A 17,290-nucleotide genomic window follows, 5' to 3' on the forward strand; every position below is an offset into this window, starting at 1 on the left:
GCGGGCACCCTGCGCGCCGGTGGGCTGCTGGTGTTGCTGACGCCGGCCGACTGGGGAGAGCATCCCGATGCCGACTATGCCCGGCTCGCCGAGCACCCCTGGCGCCCCGAGGCGCTCGCCGCGCGCTACCTGGCTCGCCTGGCGCGGCTGCTCGAGGCCGATCCTGGGGTGATCCGCTGGCCGGCGGGAGAGGGGCCGCGTCTGCCGGCGCTGCCGAGGACGCCGCCGTCTCCCTCGGCATCCCCCGCGGATCCCGACTGCCTGACCCGCGACCAGGCCATGGCGGTGGCCCGCCTGTTGCGCCTGCGCCGTCGCCGGCCATTGGTGATCACCGCCGATCGCGGCCGCGGCAAGAGCGCCGCCCTGGGCATCGCCTGTGCGCGCCTGCTGACCGCGGGCGAGCCGGAGATCCTGGTCACCGCACCACGGCCCGCGGCGGTAACCAGCCTCTTCGAGCGACTGGCGGCGCTCTGCCCGGCGGGCGAGCGGCACGGACAGACCTTCCGCCTGGAGGATCGGGCGGTACGCTTCGTGGCCCCCGATGCCCTGGCCGAGCTGGCCCGCGAGGGTCGGGCGGGCGGCCCGGGGCGGCTGCTGCTGGTGGACGAGGCGGCGGCCATCCCCGCCGGCCTGCTCGGCGAGTGGCTCGCGGCCTTCCCGCGCATCGCCTTCGCCACCACGGTGCACGGCTACGAGGGCTCCGGGCGCGGCTTCGCGCTGCGCTTCCGCGAGCGCCTCGACCGGCGTACCCCCGACTGGCGCGGCCTGCACCTGGGCGAGCCGATCCGTTGGGCGGTCGACGATCCCCTCGAGGGCCTGGTGCACCGGCTGCTGATGCTCGATGCCGAGCCGCCGGTGGCGGAGGTCGTGGGTGAGCCCGTGCTGCGACATCCGTCCCGCGATGCCCTGGCCAGGGACGAGCCGCGCCTGCGCGGCCTGTTCGGGCTGCTGGTGCAGGCCCACTACCGCACCACGCCGAGCGACCTGCGACTGCTGCTGGACGGGCCGGGGCTGGGCATCGCCACCCTGGAAACCGGTGACACCCCCCTGGGCGTGGCGCTCACCGCCGACGAGGGTGGCTTCGAGGCGGCACTGGCCGAGCGGGTGGCCCGCGGCGAGCGGCGTCCCCGCGGCCACCTGATGGCCCAGTCCCTGGCCGCCCACGCCGGCTCCCGGGAGGCGCTGACCGGTCGGCTGCGGCGGGTGCTGCGCATCGCCGTGTCGCCAGAGCGCCGCCGCGAGGGGCTGGGACGGCGCCTGATCGAGGCGGAGCTGTCCCGCGCCCGCGACGACGGCCGCGACGTCCTGGGGGCGAGCTTCGGCGCCGAGCCGGGGCTGATGGGCTTCTGGCGTGTCCTGGGCTTCCGGGCGGTACGCCTGGGGCTGACCCGCGAGGCGGCCACCGGCGAGCACGCCCTGATGGTGGCGCGCCCGCTCACGCCGCGCGGCGAGCGCCTGGTGGCGGAGCTGGCCGCGCGCTTCCAGCGCGCCCTGCCCGGCCTGCTGGCCTTCGAGCTGCCGCGGCTGGCGCCCGAGGTGGCCGCCGCCCTGCTGGCGGAAGGCGCGGGGCCGGCGCTGGACGCGGCCGACCTGCGCGACGCCCGGGACGTGGCCGCCGGCCACCGCGAGCCGGCCCTGGCGCGCCCGGCGCTGCAGGCGCTGGTGCGCCATGCCCTGGCCCGGGGCCAGGCCGCGGACGGCGAGGCGCTCTGCCTGCTGGTGGCCTGGGGCTTCCAGGGGCTGGGCACCGAGGCGCTGGCGCGGCGCCTGGGCGTCTCGGGGCGCCGCGAGGTCACCGCCCGGCTGCGCGAGGCCACGGCGGCGCTGCTGGCGGACAAACGTAGCTGTACATAGCGAGGGGGCCGGATCAGCCCCGAGCGGTGCCGGTAACTGCGATAGTTGCCGGTGCTACTGGCGGCCACTTCCCTTGTTATAGCACCCTGAGTCAGGTAGGCCGGTCAATCAGGAGGGGATCCCCATGAACGAACATCTCGACCAGCTCGCGCCCCGGCCGCTGTGGCGCCACTTCCGGACCCTGTGCGAGACGCCGCGCCCCTCCGGCGGCGAGGCCGCCCTGGTGGCGCGCCTGGAGGCCTGGGCCGAGGCCCGCGGCCTGGCCCACGACCGCGACGCCTTCGGCAACCTGCGCATCCGCAAGCCCGCCACGCCGGGGCACGAGGCGGCCCCGGGGGTGATCTTCCAGGGCCACCTGGACATGGTGGCCCAGGCCAATGCCGACCACCCCCACGATTTCACCCGCGATCCCATCGAGACCCGGGTGGACGACGGCTGGCTGCGCGCCCGCCACACCACCCTGGGCGCCGACAACGGCCTGGGGGTGGCCGCGGCCCTGGCGATCCTCGAGGACGAGGCCCTGGAACACGGCCCCCTCGAGGCGCTGTTCACCCTGGAGGAGGAAACGGGGATGGGCGGCGCCCTCAACCTGGCCGAGGGCTGGCTCGAGGGCCGCTACCTGCTCAACCTGGACTCCGAGGACCGCGGCGAGGTGTTCATCGGCTGCGCCGGGGGCGCCGACGTGGTGGTGGAGGCCCAGTTGCCCGGCGCTCCCCTGGCCGATGACGAGGTGACCCTGGAGCTGGCGCTGACCGGCCTGCAGGGCGGTCACTCGGGCATCGACATTCACAAGGGGCTGGGCAACGCCAATCGGCTGCTGGTGCGGGTGCTGCGCGCCCTGGAAGCCGAGGAAGCGCGCCTGGTGGCCTACCGGGGCGGCACCCTGCGCAATGCCCTGCCGCGGGAGGCCTTCGCCACCCTGGCGCTGCCCGCCGAGGCACGGGAGGTCGCCGAGGCGCGGGTGGCCGAGCTCGAGGCCATCCTGCGGGCCGAACTGGCCGGGGTGGACGAGGCGCTGGCCCTGACGGTCTCCCAGGCCGCGGCACCCGCCGACGAGGCGCTGACCGCCCAGGCCAGCCGCCTGCTGGTGGCCGCCCTGCACGCCGCGCCCTGTGGCGTCGAACGCATGAGCCAGGAGGTCCCCGGCGTGGTGGAGACCTCCAACAACCTGGGGGTGGTGAGCCTGGAGGCAGGGCGCTTTCGGCTCGCGGCCCTGGTGCGCTCGCTGCGCGACAGCGCCACCGTCGACCTGGCCGACCGGATCCGTGCCCTGTTCGAGCTGATCGGCGCCCGGGTGCGGGTGGAGAACGGCTATCCGGGCTGGACGCCGCGGCCCGACAGCGAGCTGCTGGCACGCTTCCGGCGCGTGCACCGCGAGCGCCTGGGCGGCGAACCCGCGGTCAAGGTGATCCACGCGGGGCTCGAGTGCGGCATCCTCGGTGGCAAGTACCCCGACCTGGAGATGATCTCCTTCGGCCCGCTGATCCGTGGTGCGCACTCTCCCGACGAGCGCGTCGAGCTCGCCTCGGTGGAGGAGTTCTGGACGCTGCTGCGCGGCCTGGTGGAGGACCTGGCCGGGTAGCGGTGCCGGCCCGCCGTCGGGACGTGCCCCGGCGGCGGGCGATGGGGGTCAGTGGTTGACCCGGATCCGGATCGCCGGATAGCCGCCGACGGTCACCAGCGGGATGTCGCTGTGCCGGTGATGCCGCGAGGGGCGGTGGTGGTAGTGCCGCTCGATCATCCGGGGGCCCGAGCGGTAGCGATGATGGTGCCGCTTCATGGCCGCGCGATAGCGCTTCTGGTAGTGGTGGCGTCCGCGGTCGGCGCGATGATCGTGGTGGTGGAAGTGGTGGCGTCCACGGTCGGCGCGGTGATCGTGGTGGTGGAAGTGATGGTGCACCTGAGGGCGGTGGCCGTGATGGCGGTGGTCCGCCATGGCGGGGGCGCTCAGGGCCAGGGTCAGGCCGGCCAGCAGGGCGGCGATCAGCAGGCGTTTCATGGGCTTGCCTCCATGGGTGATCCGTCGGGTCGCGTCATCCCCGTGATCCCATGCTGTGCAGTATATCGCCGCGGTGGGCGGCCCGGACCCGGCGGGCCGCGGTTCCCGAATCTCTCCATATTCCCCGGCCGGGTGACCACAAATGACGACACCGCCCGGGGCGGTGTCGCATCGTCGCGGGGCGTACCGGCGGTTCAGCCGAGGTAGGCGCCGAGCATCCAGATGGTCTTCTCCTGCTCGCGGATATAGTCGCCGATCTGGGCGGCGGTCCCCTCGTCGTCGGCGTCGGAGGCCAGCGAGAGGAGCTCGCGTTGCCGCTCGAGCAGCACCCGGTAGCCCGCGAGCACGCCCCTCACGCACTCCTCGCCGTCGCTGACGTTCTTGTCCTCGGCGATGCGCGAGATCTCCACGTAGTCGCTGTAGGCGTGGACCGGCTGGTGGCCCAGGGTGAGGATGCGTTCGGCGACCTCGTCCACCTTGGCCAGCAGGTCGGTGTAGAGCTCCTCGAACTTGGCGTGCAACTCGAAGAACTGCGGCCCCTTCACGTTCCAGTGATAGCCGCGCACGTTCATGTAGAAGATCTGGTAGTTGGCCAGCAGCTCGTTGAGCTTCTCGGCGAGCTGGCTGGCGCTGGCCTCGTGCAGGCCGATGGAATTGGTATCGCTCATGCGGATGCCTCCTTGATCTCGAGGGGTGCAGACTACCCGGCCGCCCGCCGGAGGGATAACGAATCCTTTCCATGGGCACCATAGCCTCCACCCATGACGTCTTGGCGACACCCGGCCATTTCTAGGCTTGGCGCGAGGGGCCGGCCCGTCGGGGCGAGCGTTGCGCGACCGGCGCCGTCAGGCGCCCGACGGCGTCGGCATCGCCTGGGTGGCTGCCGCCGGGGCGGCCAGCAGCAACCGTGCCACGCTCTCGGCCCGGTCGGCGAGCAGCTCGGCGCAGCGCTCCAGCGCCTCGTCGAGCCCCATGGGGCCATCGGCCAGGGCGAAGGCGGCGACGATGCCCTCGTCATGGGCGGCCTGCCAGCCCGGGGCCAGGCGGCCGGCCAGCACCACCACCGGCACCCCCCGGGCGCGTGCCGCCCGGGCCACCCCCACCGGGGTCTTGCCGGCCAGGCTCTGGCCATCGAGCTGGCCCTCGCCGGTGATCACCAGGTCGGCATCGGCGAGCAGGGCGTCGACGCCGGCCTGGGTCATCACCAGCTCGATGCCCGGGCGCAGCGCGGCGCCCAGGAAGGCGCGGGCGGCGAAGCCCATGCCGCCGGCGGCCCCGGCGCCCGGCAGCTCGCGGTGGTCCACCCCCAGCGCCGCGGCGGCCAGGTCGGCGAAGCGCGCCAGGGCGGCATCCAGCCGCGCCACATCGGCGGGCGTGGCGCCCTTCTGGGGGCCGAACACGGCGCTGGCGCCGCGTTCGCCCAGCAGCGGGTTGTCCACGTCCACGGCGGTCTCCACCTCGAGCCCGGCCAGCCGCGGGTCCAGCCCCGAGAGGTCGAGCTCGGCGAGATCCGCCAGGGCGGCACCGCCGGGCGGCAGGTCGCGACCCCGGGCGTCGCGCAGCCGGGCGCCCAGGGCCACCAGCATGCCGGCCCCGCCGTCGTTGGTGGCGCTGCCGCCCAGGGTCAGCAGCAGCCGCTCGGCGCCGGCGTCCAGCGCCTCGCGGATCAGCTCGCCCACGCCGTGGGTGGTGCTGTGCAGAGCGGTGCGCTCGCCCAGGGCCAGGGCCTGGATGCCGCTGGCCTCGGCCAGCTCCACGAAGGCGGTGCGACGCTCGGCCTGCCAGCCCCAGGCGGCGCTGGTGGGGCGCCCCAGGGCGTCCTGCACGGTGGCGCGGCGCCGCTCGGCGCCGGTGGCGGCCAGCAGGGCGTCCAGGCTACCCTCGCCGCCGTCGGCCAGGGGGCACTCCACGGCGACGACGGCATCGCCGAGGCGACGCAGGCCGCAGGCGATGGCGCGTGCCGCCGCCGGGGCCGGCAGGGCGTCCTTGAAACTATCCGGGCAGATGAGGATCTTCATGGGCATGCTCGTGTCGCGGAAGTTCGCTCCAGCTTAGCCGCGTCGGTCGCCGTGCTGAACCCCCGGCTTCCCGTCGCCCCGGCGCAGTGCGTACACTTCCCGTATCGAACCACGGAGAGTTCCGATGCGCCCCTGGCTATTGTCCCTGCTGCTGGCGCTGGCCGGCTGCCAGACCCTTCCCTCCACGCTGCCGGTGGCCGAGCCCGCTCCCGCCGCGGCGTGTCGCTGGCCGGCCGAGGGGACGGCCCCGCGCGAGGTGCTGCGCCGGGCCGTGACGGCGCTGGAGGAGGACGGCTTCCTGATACGTCACACCGCCCTGGCCCCGGCGGTGGTGAGCGCCGAGCGTATCCGTATCCTGCCCGGTTACGGCGGTCGCTACGATGACTGGGAACGCCACGGCATGTTCGGTGGGGTCGGGATCGGCGGCGGCAGGGGCCGCGTGGCCGGCGGGATGATGATCGGCTTCGGCGGGGTGGGTAGCGTGACCCGTGATGCCACGCAACTGGAGCGGGTCTCGCTGCTGGTCGGCGACGAGACCATCCGGGTGAGTCGCGACCTGCAGCTGATCGACTGGCGCGGCGAACTGCTGGAGGCGCGCAGCGCCAGTACCGACGACTTCTGCAGGCGGCTGCGCGATGCCATGGCCACGGGAGGTGACGCATGAGTCGACTCGCCGCCCTGCTGTTGCTGGCGACCCTGCTCGCCGGCTGTGCCACCCCGGGCGCGCCGGTGCCGCCCCGGGAGCTGACCTTCGCGGTGCCCCCCGAGACGGCGCTGACGACCACCGCCGAGGTCCTGATGGACAGCGGCTACGTGCTGCGCCATGCCGATGCCGACCTGGGACGCCTGGAGGCGGTGCTCTCCCGCTGGCCCGGTTACCGGGTGCAGGCGAAGGTGCAGGCGGAAGGCGAGGGCAGCCGCCTGGCGTTGACCGCCACCCGAGGTGGCCGCCCGTTGCCGCCTGAGACCCTGGATCGCCTGTCGATGGACATCCAGAACCGCATGGCCATGGACTGAGGAGCGTCGAGGCGCATGGAGAGACCCGTGACGAGGACCCGGCCCCGGCGCCGCTGGCGGTACTGGATGGTCGCGTTGTGCTGCCTGGTCGCCGGCGAGGCGGCCCTGGCTCATCCCCACGGCTGGATCGACCTGCGCATGCGCCTGGCGGTGGACGACCGGGGACGACTCACCGAGCTGGAGCAGACGTGGCGGCTGGACCCCTTCTACAGCCTGGTGCTCCTCGAGGAGCTGGGGCAGGCTGAGGAGGGCCTGGAGGCGGGACTCGACCGACTCGGCCTGGAGATCCGCGACAACCTCGCTCCCCAGGGCTACTTCACCGAGATGGCCCTGGAGGGCGATGCGGTGGCCTTCGGCGAGGTCGAGGAGTACACCGTGCTGGAGCGCGACGGGCGCGTCGAGTTCCGCTTCCGACTGCCGCTGGCCGAGCCGCTGCCCCTGGCCGGGAGCCGCCTGCGTTACCGGGTCTTCGATCCCACCTACTACCTCGAGGTGGTCCACGAGGCCGAGGACGACGCCCCGGCGGCTGATGCCCTCGTCATGAGTGGCGAGCTCGACTGCGAGAGTCGCATCCTGGCGCCCTCGCCGGATCCCGAGCGGGTCGCCGAGGCGGCGCGCCTGGACGCCACCGACGAGGCCGAACCGGGGCTCGGGCGCCACTTCGCCGAGACCGGGGAGGTGACGTGCCGCTGACCGCCCGACGCCTGGCCCTGTGCGGCGTGGCCCTGCTGCTGGCGCTGCTCGCCTGGCCACTGCTGCAGGAGGCCTTCCAGGCGCTGAGCCTGCGGCTGATCGGCTGGCAGCGCGACTTCCATCGCGATCTGACGCTGGCCATCCAGGCCTTCTCCGCGACGCCCTCGCCGGCAGCCTGGGCGACATTGCTGGGGATCAGCTTCGGCTACGGGGTCTTCCACGCCGCCGGCCCGGGCCACGGCAAGGCGGTGCTGGCCACCTACCTGGTCTCCCAGGGCGGCGCGCGGCGCCGGGCCCTGGTGCTCTCCTGTGCCGCCTCCCTGCTGCAGGGGGCGGTGGCCATCGGCCTGGTGACGGTGCTGGTGTTCGGCCTGGGTTGGCTGACCCGCCAGGCCATGGGCAGCGTGGCCTGGGTGGAGCAGGCGAGCTTCGCCATGGTGACCCTGCTCGGGGCCTGGCTCTGCGGGCGGGCCCTCCGCCGGCTGCGTCGCGCTCCCGCCGACCATCACGCCCACCACGACGGTTGCTGCGCTGGCCATCATCATGTCGATCCCCGGCAGACCGGCGACTGGCGCAGCGCCCTGGCCACGGTGGTGGCCATCGGCCTGCGGCCGTGCAGCGGCGCCGTGCTGCTGCTGGGGGCGGCCGCCCTGCTCGGCCACTTCGCGGTGGGGATGGCGGCGGTGCTGGTGATGTCGCTGGGTACCGCACTGACCGTCTCGGCGCTGGCCCTGGCCAGCGTCCATGCCCGGGGCTGGGCGGAGCGACGCCTGGTTCGCCAGGTCGATGGCGGCCGGCTGCTCGGTTGGGCCGCGCTGGCGGGCGGCCTGGCCATCGTGGCGCTGGGCGTCTCGCTGATCCTGGGCGGGGCGACCCAGCCCGGTGGCGCCCCCCTGCTGGGTGAGCCGCCTCCGCGTGAGGCGCCCGCCGAGTCTGCCCCCGCGCGCCACCCCTTCTAGCCCTGTTCCGGTTCGAGGTCGAGTCCTTCCACCAGGGCGAGGATCCGGTCGCGCATGGCGGCCAGCGCCTCCAGGTCGTAGGGTTCGGCCTCGCCCTGGCCCCAGACCGGCCCCGGCCAGGCGGCATCGTCGCGACGACGCAGTACCAGGTGCACATGTAGCTGGGCCACCAGGTTGCCCAGGCTCGCCACGTTGAGCTTGTCGCCGCCGACCCCCTCCTTGAGCCCCCGGCCCACCCGGGCGGCCTCGCGCCACAGCTGGCGCTGTTCGCCCTCCGCCAGCTCGTACACCTCGCTGACCCCCGAGCGGCGGGGGATCAGCACCAGCCAGGGGTAGCGGGCGTCGTTCATCAGCCGCAACTGGCACAGTGGCAGCTCGGTGACGGGGTAGCTGTCCGCCTCCAGGCGGGCATCGAGCGTGAAATCGTTCATGGGGTCCTCCGGAGCGTGTGGCTTGCCGCACATCATGGCACGGATCCGTCGTGGTGTTTCCTGCAGACCGTTCGGCGGCTAAGCTGTTCGGCCCGACCCGGAAAGGATGCCTTCCATGACCCTGCTCGAGGCGCTGGCCCTGCTGCTGATCGGTACCCTGGCCGGCTTCATCAACGTGCTCTCGGCGGGCGGCTCCATGCTGACCCTGCCGCTGCTGATGTTCCTGGGCCTGCCGCCCCAGGAAGCCAACGGCACCAACCGTGTCTCCATCGTGCTGCAGAGCGTTTCGGCGGTGATCAGCTTCCTGCGCGCCGGGGCGCGCCATGTGGGGCTCTCGCTGCGCCTCTCGGTGCCCGCGGTGGTCGGCTCGCTGCTGGGCGCCTGGCTGTCGCTGCAGGTCAGCGATGCCCTCTTCGAGGCGATCCTGGTCGCGGTGATGGCGGGCGCAGCGCTACTGATGTTGCTGCCCCAGCCGCGCCTGGACACCCGCCCCCTGACCGCCGAGCGCCTCACCCCGGCGGTCTACCTGGCGATGTTCGCCATCGGCCTCTATGGCGGCTTCATCCAGGTCGGCGTGGGGATCCTGTTCATCGTGGTGCTCTACCGCATGCTGAAGATCGACCTGGGCCAGGTAAATGCCTTCAAGGTGCTGATCATCCTGGTCTATACCCTGCCGGCCCTGGCCATCTTCCTGATCAACGACCAGGTGCGCTGGGGCTATGGCCTGCTGCTGGCGGCCGGCAGCATGCTGGGCGCCTGGCTGGCGGTGAAGGTCAATGTCAGCCCGCGCGGGGCCTTCGTGGTGAAGTGGCTGACCGTGGCGGTGATCGTCGCCATCATCCTGCGGCTCCTGCTGGGCTGAGGCGGCAGTGGGTAACGGCGGCTGCTAAAGTACAGGGGCAATGTCCAATCCACAGGAGGAGGTGGTCCCATGAAGCGTACCCTGGCGATGCTGCTGGTCACCCTGTTCACCGTCTCCCTGCTCTCCGGCTGCAACACCATGCGCGGTGCCGGCGAGGACATCGAGGAGGGGGGCGAGGCGATCCAGCGGTCCACCTATTGACCCATCGGACGGCGCCGGGCGAAGGATTCGCGCGGTGTCGTCACCCTGCACAAGGAGGGCAGATGATGTTTCCCATGCGCGTGCTTCCGCTGGCCGCCGGCCTGCTGCTGGCCGGTTGCACCGGCCCGATGACCACCCCCGAGCCCGAACCGGCACCGCCGCCCCCGCGGGTGGAAGAGGGCGGCGACTGCGGTGCCGAGCGAGTCCAGGACCGCGTCGGCCGTACCTGGAGCGAGGCGCTGGGCGCCGCGATCCGCGAGGAGAGCGGGGCCGCCGACCTCAGGGCGATCCGTCCCGACACGGCGGTGACCCTCGACTATCGCGGCGATCGCCTCAACGTCCACCTCGACGAGACGGATACCATCACCGCCATCGATTGTGGATGACCACCTATTGGGCGCCGTGTTCGACCTGGGTGCGGCGCTCCTCCTCCTCGGCCTGCTTGCGCAGCTTCTTGCGCAGCGCGGCCTTCTCGTAGCGCAGCTTCTGCAATGACGTGTCGAGCGCCAGCGGCGGCACTGGGGCCGGCTGGCCGTGCTCGTCCACCGCCACCATGGTCAGGTAGCAGCTGTTGGTGTGGCGGATCACCTTGCGGCGGATGTCCTCGGCCACCACCTTGATGCCGATCTCCATGGAGGAGCGCCCCACGTGGTTGACGCAAGCCAGGAAGGTGACCAGCTCGCCCACGTGGATCGGCTGCTTGAACAGCACCTGGTCCACCGACAGGGTCACCACATAGTGACCGGCGTAGCGGCTGGCGCAGGCGTAGGCCACCTCGTCGAGCTTCTTGAGGATGGCCCCGCCGTGCACCTTGCCGCTGAAGTTGGCCATGTCGGGGGTCATCAGCACGGTCATGGTCAGTTCGTGCTGGCCGGGGAGGGCGCGTTCGTCCATTGGGGTCGGTTCCTGGTTGAAGGGTCCCCCCAGCATAAAGTGCCTGGCGCTGCGGCGATATGCCGGGGGAGTCGGAGGGCACCGCCGCGTGACCGGGGCCGCCAGGCGTAAGGTGGCCTAGAACCAGGTCAGGCCTGCCGCGATCACCGCCCCGGTGATGATCAGCTGGATCAGGCAGAAGCCCATGATGTCCTTGGCCTTGAGCCCGGCGATGCCGAGCACCGGCAGGGCCCAGAAGGGCTGCAGCAGGTTGGTCCAGGCGTCGCCCCAGGCCACCGCCATGGCGACCCGCGGGATGTCGACGCCCAGCGCCTCGGCCGCCGGCAGCATCACCGGGGCCTGCACGGCCCACTGGCCGCCGCCGGAGGGCACGAAGAGGTTGACGAGGCCGGCGCTGACGAAGGACCAGAAGGGCAGCGAGGACTCGGTGGCGAACGAGATCAGCCCCTCGGAGAGGGTGGCCGCCAGGCCGGAGTCCACCATGATGGCCATGATGCCGGCGTAGAAGGGGAACTGGATGACGATCCCGGCGCCGCCCCTGATCGCCTCCTGGAGGCTGGTCAACAGGCTGCGCGGCGTACGGTGCAGCACGATGGCGAGGAACAGGAACATGAAGTTGACCACGTTGAGGTTCAGGCCGCCGCCGCGCAGCAGGAAGTGGTCGACCAGGAAGATCAGGCCGGGGATGCCCACCAGCCAGGCCAGCACCACGCTGTTCTCCAGGCGCTCGGCGGGGCGGGTGATACGTACCCGGCCCTCCTCGTCGTCGCCCAGCAGCTTGGGGTCGACGAAGACGCTCTCGTTCTCGTCGGGCAGCATCAGGCGGTTGACCAACGGTACGACGACGAACAGGCAGACGACGATGGCCAGGTTGAAGAAGGCGAAGATGGTGGCGCCGGTGCCGATCACGCCGATCTGGTCGGCACTGAAGTGGCCGTCGGTGGCGATGGTCAGCGGTACCGAGCCGGCCAAGCCGCCGTGCCAAACGATGAAGCCGGAGTAGGCGCTGGCCACCAGCAGGCGGTAGTCGACGCGCACCAGGCGAGCCAACTCCTTGGCGAACAGCGCACCCACCACCAGGCCGAAGCCCCAGTTGATCCAGCTGGCGGCCAGGGAGACATAGGTGACCAGCAGGATGGCCGCGCCGGGGCCCTTGGCCAGCGCGGCCAGGCGCTGCAGCAGCCGCTTCACGGGGGGCGAGCTGGCCAGCATGAAACCGGTGACCAGCACCAGCAGCATCTGCATCGAGAAGGTCAGCAGGTTCCAGAAGCCGTCGCCCCACATGCGCATCACCGCCACCGGCGCCTGGCGCTCCACGGCGATGGCCGCCGCCGAGGCGATGATGGTCAGCAACAGCACGAAGATGTAGGGATCGGGCAGGTAGCGTTCGACTAGCTTCACTGCCGGTCTCGAGAGGGCCTTGAGCATGGCGAGATCCGTTTCTTCTGGTTGTCCAGAGGTGTGAAGAAAGTAGCGCAGATTCAGAGAATTGCGCCACCCTGGCCCTCAACGTTGCCGGCCGTCAAAGGCCGCTGTGAAGGCGACCTTGGTCGGGTGTGTCGCGCCAGCGGGTGCGACGGTGGTAACGGTAGTAGGCCGCCAGGGTCGCGGAGCGCACCAGGGTGAAGAGGGTGAAGGCCAGCCACAGGCCGTGGTTGGTGAGGTCCTGCGGCAGCAGCGCCTGGGTCAGCCACCAGGCCGGCAGGTAGACGGCCAGGCCGGCGAAGATGCTGTTGCGCATCTCGCGGATCGCCGTGGCGCCGATGAAGACCCCGTCCAGCAGGTAGCTCCACACGGCGATCAGCGGCATGACGACCATCCAGGGCAGGTAGGTGGCGGCGGTGGCGCGCACCTCGGGCAGGCCGGTGAGCAGGGCGATCAACGCCTCGCCGCCCAGGGCAAAAGCCAGCGAGGCCGCTGCGGCGGTCGCCAGCGAGAAGCCGGCGGCGCCCCTCACCGTGGTGGCGAACTCGTCCCAGCGGCGGCGGCCCACCGAGCGGCCGGTGAGTGCCTCGGCGGCGTGGGCGAAGCCGTCCAGGGCGTAGCTGGTCAGCATGATGAACTGCAGCAGCACGGCGTTGGCGGCCAGCACGGTGTCGCCCTGCACGGCGCCCCGTGAGGTAAAGAAGGCCATGGCGAACAAGAGCCCCAGGGTGCGCACGAAGAGGTTGGCGTTGACCCGGAAGAGCTCGGCGTAGGCGGAGAGTGCCAGCAGCCGGTCGCGCAGGAAGCGGCCCTCCAGCAGGCGCAGCTGGCGGGTCACCAGCCACAGGCCGAAGGCCAGTGCCGTGTAGTCGGCGATCACCGTGGCCCAGGCCACGCCGTCGCTGGTCATGCCCAGACCCACCACGAACAGCAGGTCGAGGGCGATGTTGACGGCGTTGGTCAGCACCAGGATGGACAGCGTCACCCGCGAGTTCTGCTGGCCCAGGAACCAGCCGAGGATGGCATAGTTGGCCAGCACCGCGGGTGCCGAGAGGATGCGGATATGGGCATACTCGGCGGCCAGGGCCGAGGCCGTCTCGCTGCCGTCCAGTAGCCACAGGCCCAGGGCGACCAGCGGCCGGGAGAAGAGGATCAGCAGCGCGCCGATGGCCCCCGCCATCAGCAGCGATTGGCCGAGCAGGTGGCGCACGGCGGTGTCGTCCTCGCGGCCCAGCGCCTGGGAGGTCAGCCCGGTGGTGCCCATGCGCAGGAAGCCGAAGCCCCAGTAGAGGAAGCCGAACAGGGTGGCGCCCAGGGTCACCCCGGCCAGGTAGCGGGAGTCCGGCAGGTGACCCACCACGGCGGTATCCACCAGCCCCAGCAGCGGCACGGTGATATTGGAGAGGATGATCGGCCAGGCCAGGGCCCAGATGCGCTGGCGGGCGGCCCCGGGGGAGGGGTTAGCTGATGGCACGGCGTTTCCGGGAAGCATAAAGCCGCTCAGGATGGCGTGCCTTGCTGGTCGGCGCAACTGCCGGGCGGCGGGGTTTCCGACTACCCTGCACTTGGGCGGTCCGGCAAAGCGGGTTACCTTTCAAGTGTGACACTGCCTGTCGGGTGTCCAACCGGAACCTGGTCGCACGAGCCAGGTCGAGCCAGTGCAGGGGATATCTCATGAGCCGAACTGCAAGACGCACGACCTTAGTTGGCATGGCGCTGGTCGTCATGCTTGGCAGCCTGCCGGTAGCCGCGGAACAGCAGCGGCAGAGCCTGGAGGCCCAGCCCAGCGGTGGGGCGATGATCGTGGATGCCCTGGTGGCACGCCCCCTGCTGGCGGCCGCCACCGTGGGGGGGACGGCCCTGTTCCTCGTTTCGATGCCGTTTTCCGCGTTGGGCGGCAACATGGAAGGGGCCGCCGAGACGCTGGTCATGACGCCGGCCAGGGCCACTTTCGCACGCTGTCTGGGCTGTACCGTGAGCTTGCCTCCGAAGGAGCCCAGGCCGTCGCCACCAAGCACGGCGCCCTGAGTCCCGACTTCAGTAAACCGCGATGTCATGAACCTACGACGCCCCGCACTTGGCGGGGCGTCGTGGTCTCGGCCGGTGACGGGCTCAGGCCGCGGTGATGCGCTGGTACTTCTCCATCAGCTCCTCGCGGCTCTCCTCGCGTTCCGGGTCGAGGGGGATGCAGTCCACCGGGCAGACCTGCTGGCACTGGGGCTCGTCGTAGTGGCCGACGCACTCGGTGCATAGCCCGGGGTCGATGACGTAGATCTCCTCCCCGGCGGAAATGGCGCCATTGGGGCACTCGGGTTCGCAGACGTCGCAGTTGATGCACTCGTCGGTGATCATCAGGGCCATGGGATACCTCGCGGAAGTCGCTGGCCGCCTTGCTGGTAAGACAGGACCAGGGATGGTGCTCGGCACAATCCCGAGTCTCCTGGTCAGGTATTGTAATGGCTCTTCAGGGTTTCGGCGACCCTGGGATGCACGTGCTTCGAGACGTCGCCGCCCAGCTTGGCGATCTCGCGGACCAGGGTGGAGGAGATGTAGGAATTCTCCACCTCCGGGGTCAGGAAGACGGTCTCGAGCTCCGGCATCTGGGCGCGGTTCATGTTGGCCAGCTGCAGCTCGTACTCGAAGTCCGAGACCGCACGCAGGCCGCGAAGCAGGACGCGGGCCTTCTGCTGCTTCATGAACTCGGTCATCAGCCCCGAGAAGCCGATCACCTCGACGTTGTCCAGGCCGGTTACCACCTCCCGGGCCAGGGCGATCCGCGTATCGATGTCCAGCACCGGCCCCTTGCCGGGGCTCGTGGCGATGGCCACCACCACCTTGTCGAACAGCCGTGCGGCCCGCTCGATCAGGTCGTAGTGACCGTTGGTGATGGGGTCGAAGGTGCCGGGGTAGACAGCAGTATTCATTGGGGGGCCTGGGAGTCTTCGTCCGGAAGTCTGCCGAAAGGGTTGTTCACCGCCAGGGAGACCGGGCGGGCGTAGCCGGGGATGCGGATGGCGGCGTCGCTCATCTCGAGCTCGGGGCCCTCCAGCACGCCCTCGCCGAAGCGGTAGCGGGGGCGGAAGCGTCCCAGGTCGGCCTGGTGGCGGTAGCCGGCGGCGGCCTGCCGGGTGGCCTCGCGGCGCGCCTGCCAGGCGGCCACGGCGGCCTCGCCGTGGCGCTGCACCAGCAGCCGTTCGGTCACCGCGGGGGAGAGCACCACGCCGGTGGCGTTGTTGCCGCCGAAGCCCTTGGCGTTGATGAAGGCGGCGTCGGCCGCGAAGGACACGGGGTCCCGGGACAGCCGCAGCCGCTCGGCGTAGACGTCGTTGGCCACGGCATCCAGGGTGGCGATGCCCGGCAGCAGGCCGTGGGCGAAGCTGCCCAGGGCGCTGGCCAGCTGGTCGCCGGCGGCGCTGCCCTGGGAGTGGCCGAGATAGGCCTTGACGGCCACCACCGGCCAGGCCTCGATGCCGTGGGCCTGGGCCACCAGGTCGAAGACGTGGGACTCGGTGACGCGGTTCTTGGGCGTGCTGGTGCCGTGGGCGTGGAGGAAGGTGCGCTCGCGCAGCGCGCGCTCGCCGAGCAAGTCGCGGACCAGGGCGGCGGCCTTGCCCAGGGTGATGTAGTTGCCGATGCCGGGGGCGGAGATGGAGCGCTTCCAGCCGTCGGCGTTGACGAATACCTCGGGCACGCTGCCGAGGATCTCGGCGCCCTCCTCCAGGGCCAGGGCGTCGTCCATCAGCATGATGAACTGGCTGGACTCGGCCATGGTGAAACCGCAGTTGCGGGCGAAGGGGCGGCAGGCGCGCTGGTAGTCGGCGTCGCTGAGCAGCTCCAGGGCGTCCAGCGCCTTGAGGCTGTCGTCGTCGGCCAGCGCCCCCATGGCACGGAAGCCCTCGATGATCTCCGGGGTGACCGGGGCGTCGGCGGTGCCCACCATCACCACGCGGCGGCGGCCGGCGCGGATGTCGTCGACGCCCAGGCGCAGGTTGTAGAGGAAGCTGGCACAGGCGCCCAGGGCCGCGCCGGTCCCGCCCACGCTGCCCAGCACGTAGGCGTTGAGGAAGTCGGCGGGCATCTGGCCGTAGCCCAGCGGCATCTGCTTGGAAGTGGCGCGGTTGCCGGAGACGAAGCTCTTGAGCAGCCCGCCCCAGCCCTCGTCGTCGAGCTGGCCGATGGAGTTGCCGGCATAGACGGCGACCTCGTCGGGGTCCAGGCGGTCGCGCAGGTCGTCCCACTCCAGGCCGCTGTCGCCCAGGCAGTCGCTGGCGGCGAAGATCGCCATGGCCAGGCCGCGAGGATGGTGGACGCTGCGGTAGAGCCGGCTGGGCTCGAAGCCGCTGGGCAGCTGGCCGGCGGCGCGCACCTGGGCCGGGCGGCTCTCGGGGAGCATGACGTCCATCTCGCCGGCGGGCACCGTGACCTCCAGGAGGCGGCGATCGAGTTCGCGGACCTGCCAGGTGGGCGGCAGGTCGTCGGGGAGCTGGCGACGGCGGATGCGGAAGGTCAGGGGGGCATCCAGGGCGAGGCTGGCCCGGCGGTTGGCGGGCAGGCCCTCGTCGTTGAAGCGCGGATCCTCGATGCGCCGGATCAGGGTATGGTCGAGGACCTGCTGGCGGGTCTGTTCGACGATGGCGGCGGGGTCGAGCGTCCGGCCTTCGGCGTCCTGCCAGCTGCCGTCCTCCGCGCCGCCGGCCAGGCGCATCATGGCCGCCAGGCCTAGCAGGGTGCTGGCCTGGTCATCCTGGGGCAGGGCGTCGAGCACGGTGCGGCGGAAAGCCTGATGGCCCGAGGTTCTGCCGGCAGGGTTCACGCCGCCCATGCCGACGATCACCGGTAAGTGTGACAAGCCGGGTTCCTCGTTGTGCTGTTGATGTCTACGAGTCGGTCAGGCCATGGATCATAGCACCCGGCCCGCAGCCCCGTCATGCGGCCGC

20 protein-coding genes are annotated in these 17,290 nt (G+C 71.6%); 10 read left to right on the forward strand and 10 right to left on the reverse strand.

Annotated features, from left to right (window positions below; translation table 11 throughout):
* Positions 1-1,854 (forward strand): tRNA(Met) cytidine acetyltransferase TmcA (locus QWY80_RS06970; RefSeq protein ID WP_290230020.1); only part of this gene is annotated, 1,854 nt, incomplete at its 5' end.
* Between the two features lie 124 nt (positions 1,855-1,978).
* Positions 1,979-3,436 (forward strand): aminoacyl-histidine dipeptidase, encoded by a 1,458-nt coding sequence (locus QWY80_RS06975; RefSeq protein ID WP_290230021.1) that lies wholly within the window; start codon positions 1,979-1,981, stop codon positions 3,434-3,436.
* 48 nt (positions 3,437-3,484) lie between these two features.
* Here the strand turns inward: QWY80_RS06975 and QWY80_RS06980 are convergent, their stop codons facing one another.
* The 3 genes from QWY80_RS06980 to QWY80_RS06990 form a co-directional block, all read right to left on the reverse strand.
* The gene (locus tag QWY80_RS06980; protein ID WP_290230022.1) at positions 3,485-3,853 is read right to left on the reverse strand and encodes a hypothetical protein; all 369 of its coding nucleotides are present in this window, start codon (positions 3,851-3,853) and stop codon (positions 3,485-3,487) included.
* Between the two features lie 194 nt (positions 3,854-4,047).
* Complete coding sequence (locus QWY80_RS06985; protein ID WP_290230023.1) at positions 4,048-4,521, reverse strand: Dps family protein; 474 nt, start codon at positions 4,519-4,521, stop codon at positions 4,048-4,050.
* Positions 4,522-4,698: 177 nt separating this feature from the next.
* Positions 4,699-5,871 carry a glycerate kinase gene (locus QWY80_RS06990; RefSeq protein ID WP_290230024.1) on the reverse strand — a complete coding sequence of 391 codons (1,173 nt, stop codon included), beginning with the start codon at positions 5,869-5,871 and terminating at the stop codon, positions 4,699-4,701.
* Positions 5,872-5,995: 124 nt separating this feature from the next.
* Between QWY80_RS06990 and QWY80_RS06995 the strand changes: the two genes are divergently transcribed.
* The 4 genes from QWY80_RS06995 to QWY80_RS07010 are packed head-to-tail and all read left to right on the forward strand — an operon-like array spanning position 5,996 to position 8,540.
* The gene (locus tag QWY80_RS06995) at positions 5,996-6,535 is read left to right on the forward strand and encodes a hypothetical protein (protein ID WP_290230025.1); all 540 of its coding nucleotides are present in this window, start codon (positions 5,996-5,998) and stop codon (positions 6,533-6,535) included.
* Positions 6,532-6,888 carry a hypothetical protein gene (locus QWY80_RS07000; RefSeq protein ID WP_290230026.1) on the forward strand — a complete coding sequence of 119 codons (357 nt, stop codon included), beginning with the start codon at positions 6,532-6,534 and terminating at the stop codon, positions 6,886-6,888. The genes QWY80_RS06995 and QWY80_RS07000 overlap by 4 nt, the downstream gene beginning before the upstream one ends.
* A gap of 27 nt (positions 6,889-6,915) precedes the next feature.
* Positions 6,916-7,581: a DUF1007 family protein gene (locus tag QWY80_RS07005; protein WP_353960443.1), complete on the forward strand. Its 666-nt coding sequence runs from the start codon at positions 6,916-6,918 to the stop codon at positions 7,579-7,581.
* Positions 7,572-8,540 carry a nickel/cobalt transporter gene (locus QWY80_RS07010; RefSeq protein ID WP_290230027.1) on the forward strand — a complete coding sequence of 323 codons (969 nt, stop codon included), beginning with the start codon at positions 7,572-7,574 and terminating at the stop codon, positions 8,538-8,540. Before QWY80_RS07005 ends, QWY80_RS07010 begins: the two co-directional genes overlap by 10 nt.
* Here the strand turns inward: QWY80_RS07010 and QWY80_RS07015 are convergent.
* On the reverse strand, positions 8,537-8,971 hold the full coding sequence (locus QWY80_RS07015) for an HIT domain-containing protein (RefSeq protein ID WP_290230028.1): 435 nt from the start codon (positions 8,969-8,971) through the stop codon (positions 8,537-8,539). The two genes, QWY80_RS07010 and QWY80_RS07015, sit on opposite strands and share 4 nt — an antisense overlap.
* A gap of 115 nt (positions 8,972-9,086) precedes the next feature.
* Here QWY80_RS07015 and QWY80_RS07020 point away from each other — a divergent pair, with 115 nt between their 5' ends.
* The 3 genes from QWY80_RS07020 to QWY80_RS07030 all read left to right on the forward strand — a co-directional run bounded on the left by QWY80_RS07020 (position 9,087) and on the right by QWY80_RS07030 (position 10,420).
* Complete coding sequence (locus tag QWY80_RS07020) at positions 9,087-9,833, forward strand: sulfite exporter TauE/SafE family protein (RefSeq protein WP_290230029.1); 747 nt, start codon at positions 9,087-9,089, stop codon at positions 9,831-9,833.
* A gap of 69 nt (positions 9,834-9,902) precedes the next feature.
* Positions 9,903-10,034 carry an entericidin A/B family lipoprotein gene (locus QWY80_RS07025; RefSeq protein ID WP_290230031.1) on the forward strand — a complete coding sequence of 44 codons (132 nt, stop codon included), beginning with the start codon at positions 9,903-9,905 and terminating at the stop codon, positions 10,032-10,034.
* A gap of 62 nt (positions 10,035-10,096) precedes the next feature.
* Positions 10,097-10,420 carry an I78 family peptidase inhibitor gene (locus QWY80_RS07030; protein ID WP_290230032.1) on the forward strand — a complete coding sequence of 108 codons (324 nt, stop codon included), beginning with the start codon at positions 10,097-10,099 and terminating at the stop codon, positions 10,418-10,420.
* A gap of 4 nt (positions 10,421-10,424) precedes the next feature.
* Here the strand turns inward: QWY80_RS07030 and QWY80_RS07035 are convergent, their stop codons facing one another.
* From QWY80_RS07035 to QWY80_RS07045, 3 genes are all read right to left on the reverse strand, one after another.
* Positions 10,425-10,928 carry an acyl-CoA thioesterase gene (locus QWY80_RS07035; RefSeq protein WP_290230033.1) on the reverse strand — a complete coding sequence of 168 codons (504 nt, stop codon included), beginning with the start codon at positions 10,926-10,928 and terminating at the stop codon, positions 10,425-10,427.
* Positions 10,929-11,045: 117 nt separating this feature from the next.
* The gene (locus tag QWY80_RS07040; protein ID WP_290230035.1) at positions 11,046-12,356 is read right to left on the reverse strand and encodes a short-chain fatty acid transporter; all 1,311 of its coding nucleotides are present in this window, start codon (positions 12,354-12,356) and stop codon (positions 11,046-11,048) included.
* A gap of 94 nt (positions 12,357-12,450) precedes the next feature.
* Complete coding sequence (locus tag QWY80_RS07045) at positions 12,451-13,827, reverse strand: MATE family efflux transporter (protein ID WP_290230036.1); 1,377 nt, start codon at positions 13,825-13,827, stop codon at positions 12,451-12,453.
* 236 nt (positions 13,828-14,063) lie between these two features.
* Here QWY80_RS07045 and QWY80_RS07050 point away from each other — a divergent pair, with 236 nt between their 5' ends.
* Positions 14,064-14,381 (forward strand): hypothetical protein, encoded by a 318-nt coding sequence (locus QWY80_RS07050; RefSeq protein WP_290230037.1) that lies wholly within the window; start codon positions 14,064-14,066, stop codon positions 14,379-14,381.
* Between the two features lie 84 nt (positions 14,382-14,465).
* Here QWY80_RS07050 and QWY80_RS07055 read toward each other — a convergent pair whose 3' ends face one another.
* From QWY80_RS07055 to QWY80_RS07065, 3 genes are all read right to left on the reverse strand, one after another.
* On the reverse strand, positions 14,466-14,714 hold the full coding sequence (locus tag QWY80_RS07055; protein ID WP_290230038.1) for a YfhL family 4Fe-4S dicluster ferredoxin: 249 nt from the start codon (positions 14,712-14,714) through the stop codon (positions 14,466-14,468).
* A gap of 83 nt (positions 14,715-14,797) precedes the next feature.
* Complete coding sequence (gene coaD, locus QWY80_RS07060; protein ID WP_290230039.1) at positions 14,798-15,277, reverse strand: pantetheine-phosphate adenylyltransferase; 480 nt, start codon at positions 15,275-15,277, stop codon at positions 14,798-14,800.
* Positions 15,274-17,175: a beta-ketoacyl synthase gene (locus QWY80_RS07065; RefSeq protein WP_290230272.1), complete on the reverse strand. Its 1,902-nt coding sequence runs from the start codon at positions 17,173-17,175 to the stop codon at positions 15,274-15,276. Before QWY80_RS07065 ends, coaD begins: the two co-directional genes overlap by 4 nt.
* Positions 17,176-17,290 lie beyond the last annotated feature (115 nt).

The organism is Halomonas ramblicola (assembly GCF_030409215.1).
Taxonomy (GTDB): domain Bacteria; phylum Pseudomonadota; class Gammaproteobacteria; order Pseudomonadales; family Halomonadaceae; genus Halomonas; species Halomonas ramblicola.

Coding starts and splice junctions, on each gene's coding strand:
- QWY80_RS06975 (WP_290230021.1), top strand. CDS start 1,979: ATGAACGAACATCTCGACCAGCTCGCGCCCCGGCCGCTGTGGCGCCAC.
- QWY80_RS06980 (WP_290230022.1), bottom strand. CDS start 3,853: ATGAAACGCCTGCTGATCGCCGCCCTGCTGGCCGGCCTGACCCTGGCC.
- QWY80_RS06985 (WP_290230023.1), bottom strand. CDS start 4,521: ATGAGCGATACCAATTCCATCGGCCTGCACGAGGCCAGCGCCAGCCAG.
- QWY80_RS06990 (WP_290230024.1), bottom strand. CDS start 5,871: ATGAAGATCCTCATCTGCCCGGATAGTTTCAAGGACGCCCTGCCGGCC.
- QWY80_RS06995 (WP_290230025.1), top strand. CDS start 5,996: ATGCGCCCCTGGCTATTGTCCCTGCTGCTGGCGCTGGCCGGCTGCCAG.
- QWY80_RS07000 (WP_290230026.1), top strand. CDS start 6,532: ATGAGTCGACTCGCCGCCCTGCTGTTGCTGGCGACCCTGCTCGCCGGC.
- QWY80_RS07015 (WP_290230028.1), bottom strand. CDS start 8,971: ATGAACGATTTCACGCTCGATGCCCGCCTGGAGGCGGACAGCTACCCC.
- QWY80_RS07020 (WP_290230029.1), top strand. CDS start 9,087: ATGACCCTGCTCGAGGCGCTGGCCCTGCTGCTGATCGGTACCCTGGCC.
- QWY80_RS07025 (WP_290230031.1), top strand. CDS start 9,903: ATGAAGCGTACCCTGGCGATGCTGCTGGTCACCCTGTTCACCGTCTCC.
- QWY80_RS07030 (WP_290230032.1), top strand. CDS start 10,097: ATGATGTTTCCCATGCGCGTGCTTCCGCTGGCCGCCGGCCTGCTGCTG.
- QWY80_RS07035 (WP_290230033.1), bottom strand. CDS start 10,928: ATGGACGAACGCGCCCTCCCCGGCCAGCACGAACTGACCATGACCGTG.
- QWY80_RS07040 (WP_290230035.1), bottom strand. CDS start 12,356: ATGCTCAAGGCCCTCTCGAGACCGGCAGTGAAGCTAGTCGAACGCTAC.
- QWY80_RS07050 (WP_290230037.1), top strand. CDS start 14,064: ATGGCGCTGGTCGTCATGCTTGGCAGCCTGCCGGTAGCCGCGGAACAG.
- QWY80_RS07055 (WP_290230038.1), bottom strand. CDS start 14,714: ATGGCCCTGATGATCACCGACGAGTGCATCAACTGCGACGTCTGCGAA.
- coaD (WP_290230039.1), bottom strand. CDS start 15,277: ATGAATACTGCTGTCTACCCCGGCACCTTCGACCCCATCACCAACGGT.
- QWY80_RS07065 (WP_290230272.1), bottom strand. CDS start 17,175: ATGGGCGGCGTGAACCCTGCCGGCAGAACCTCGGGCCATCAGGCTTTC.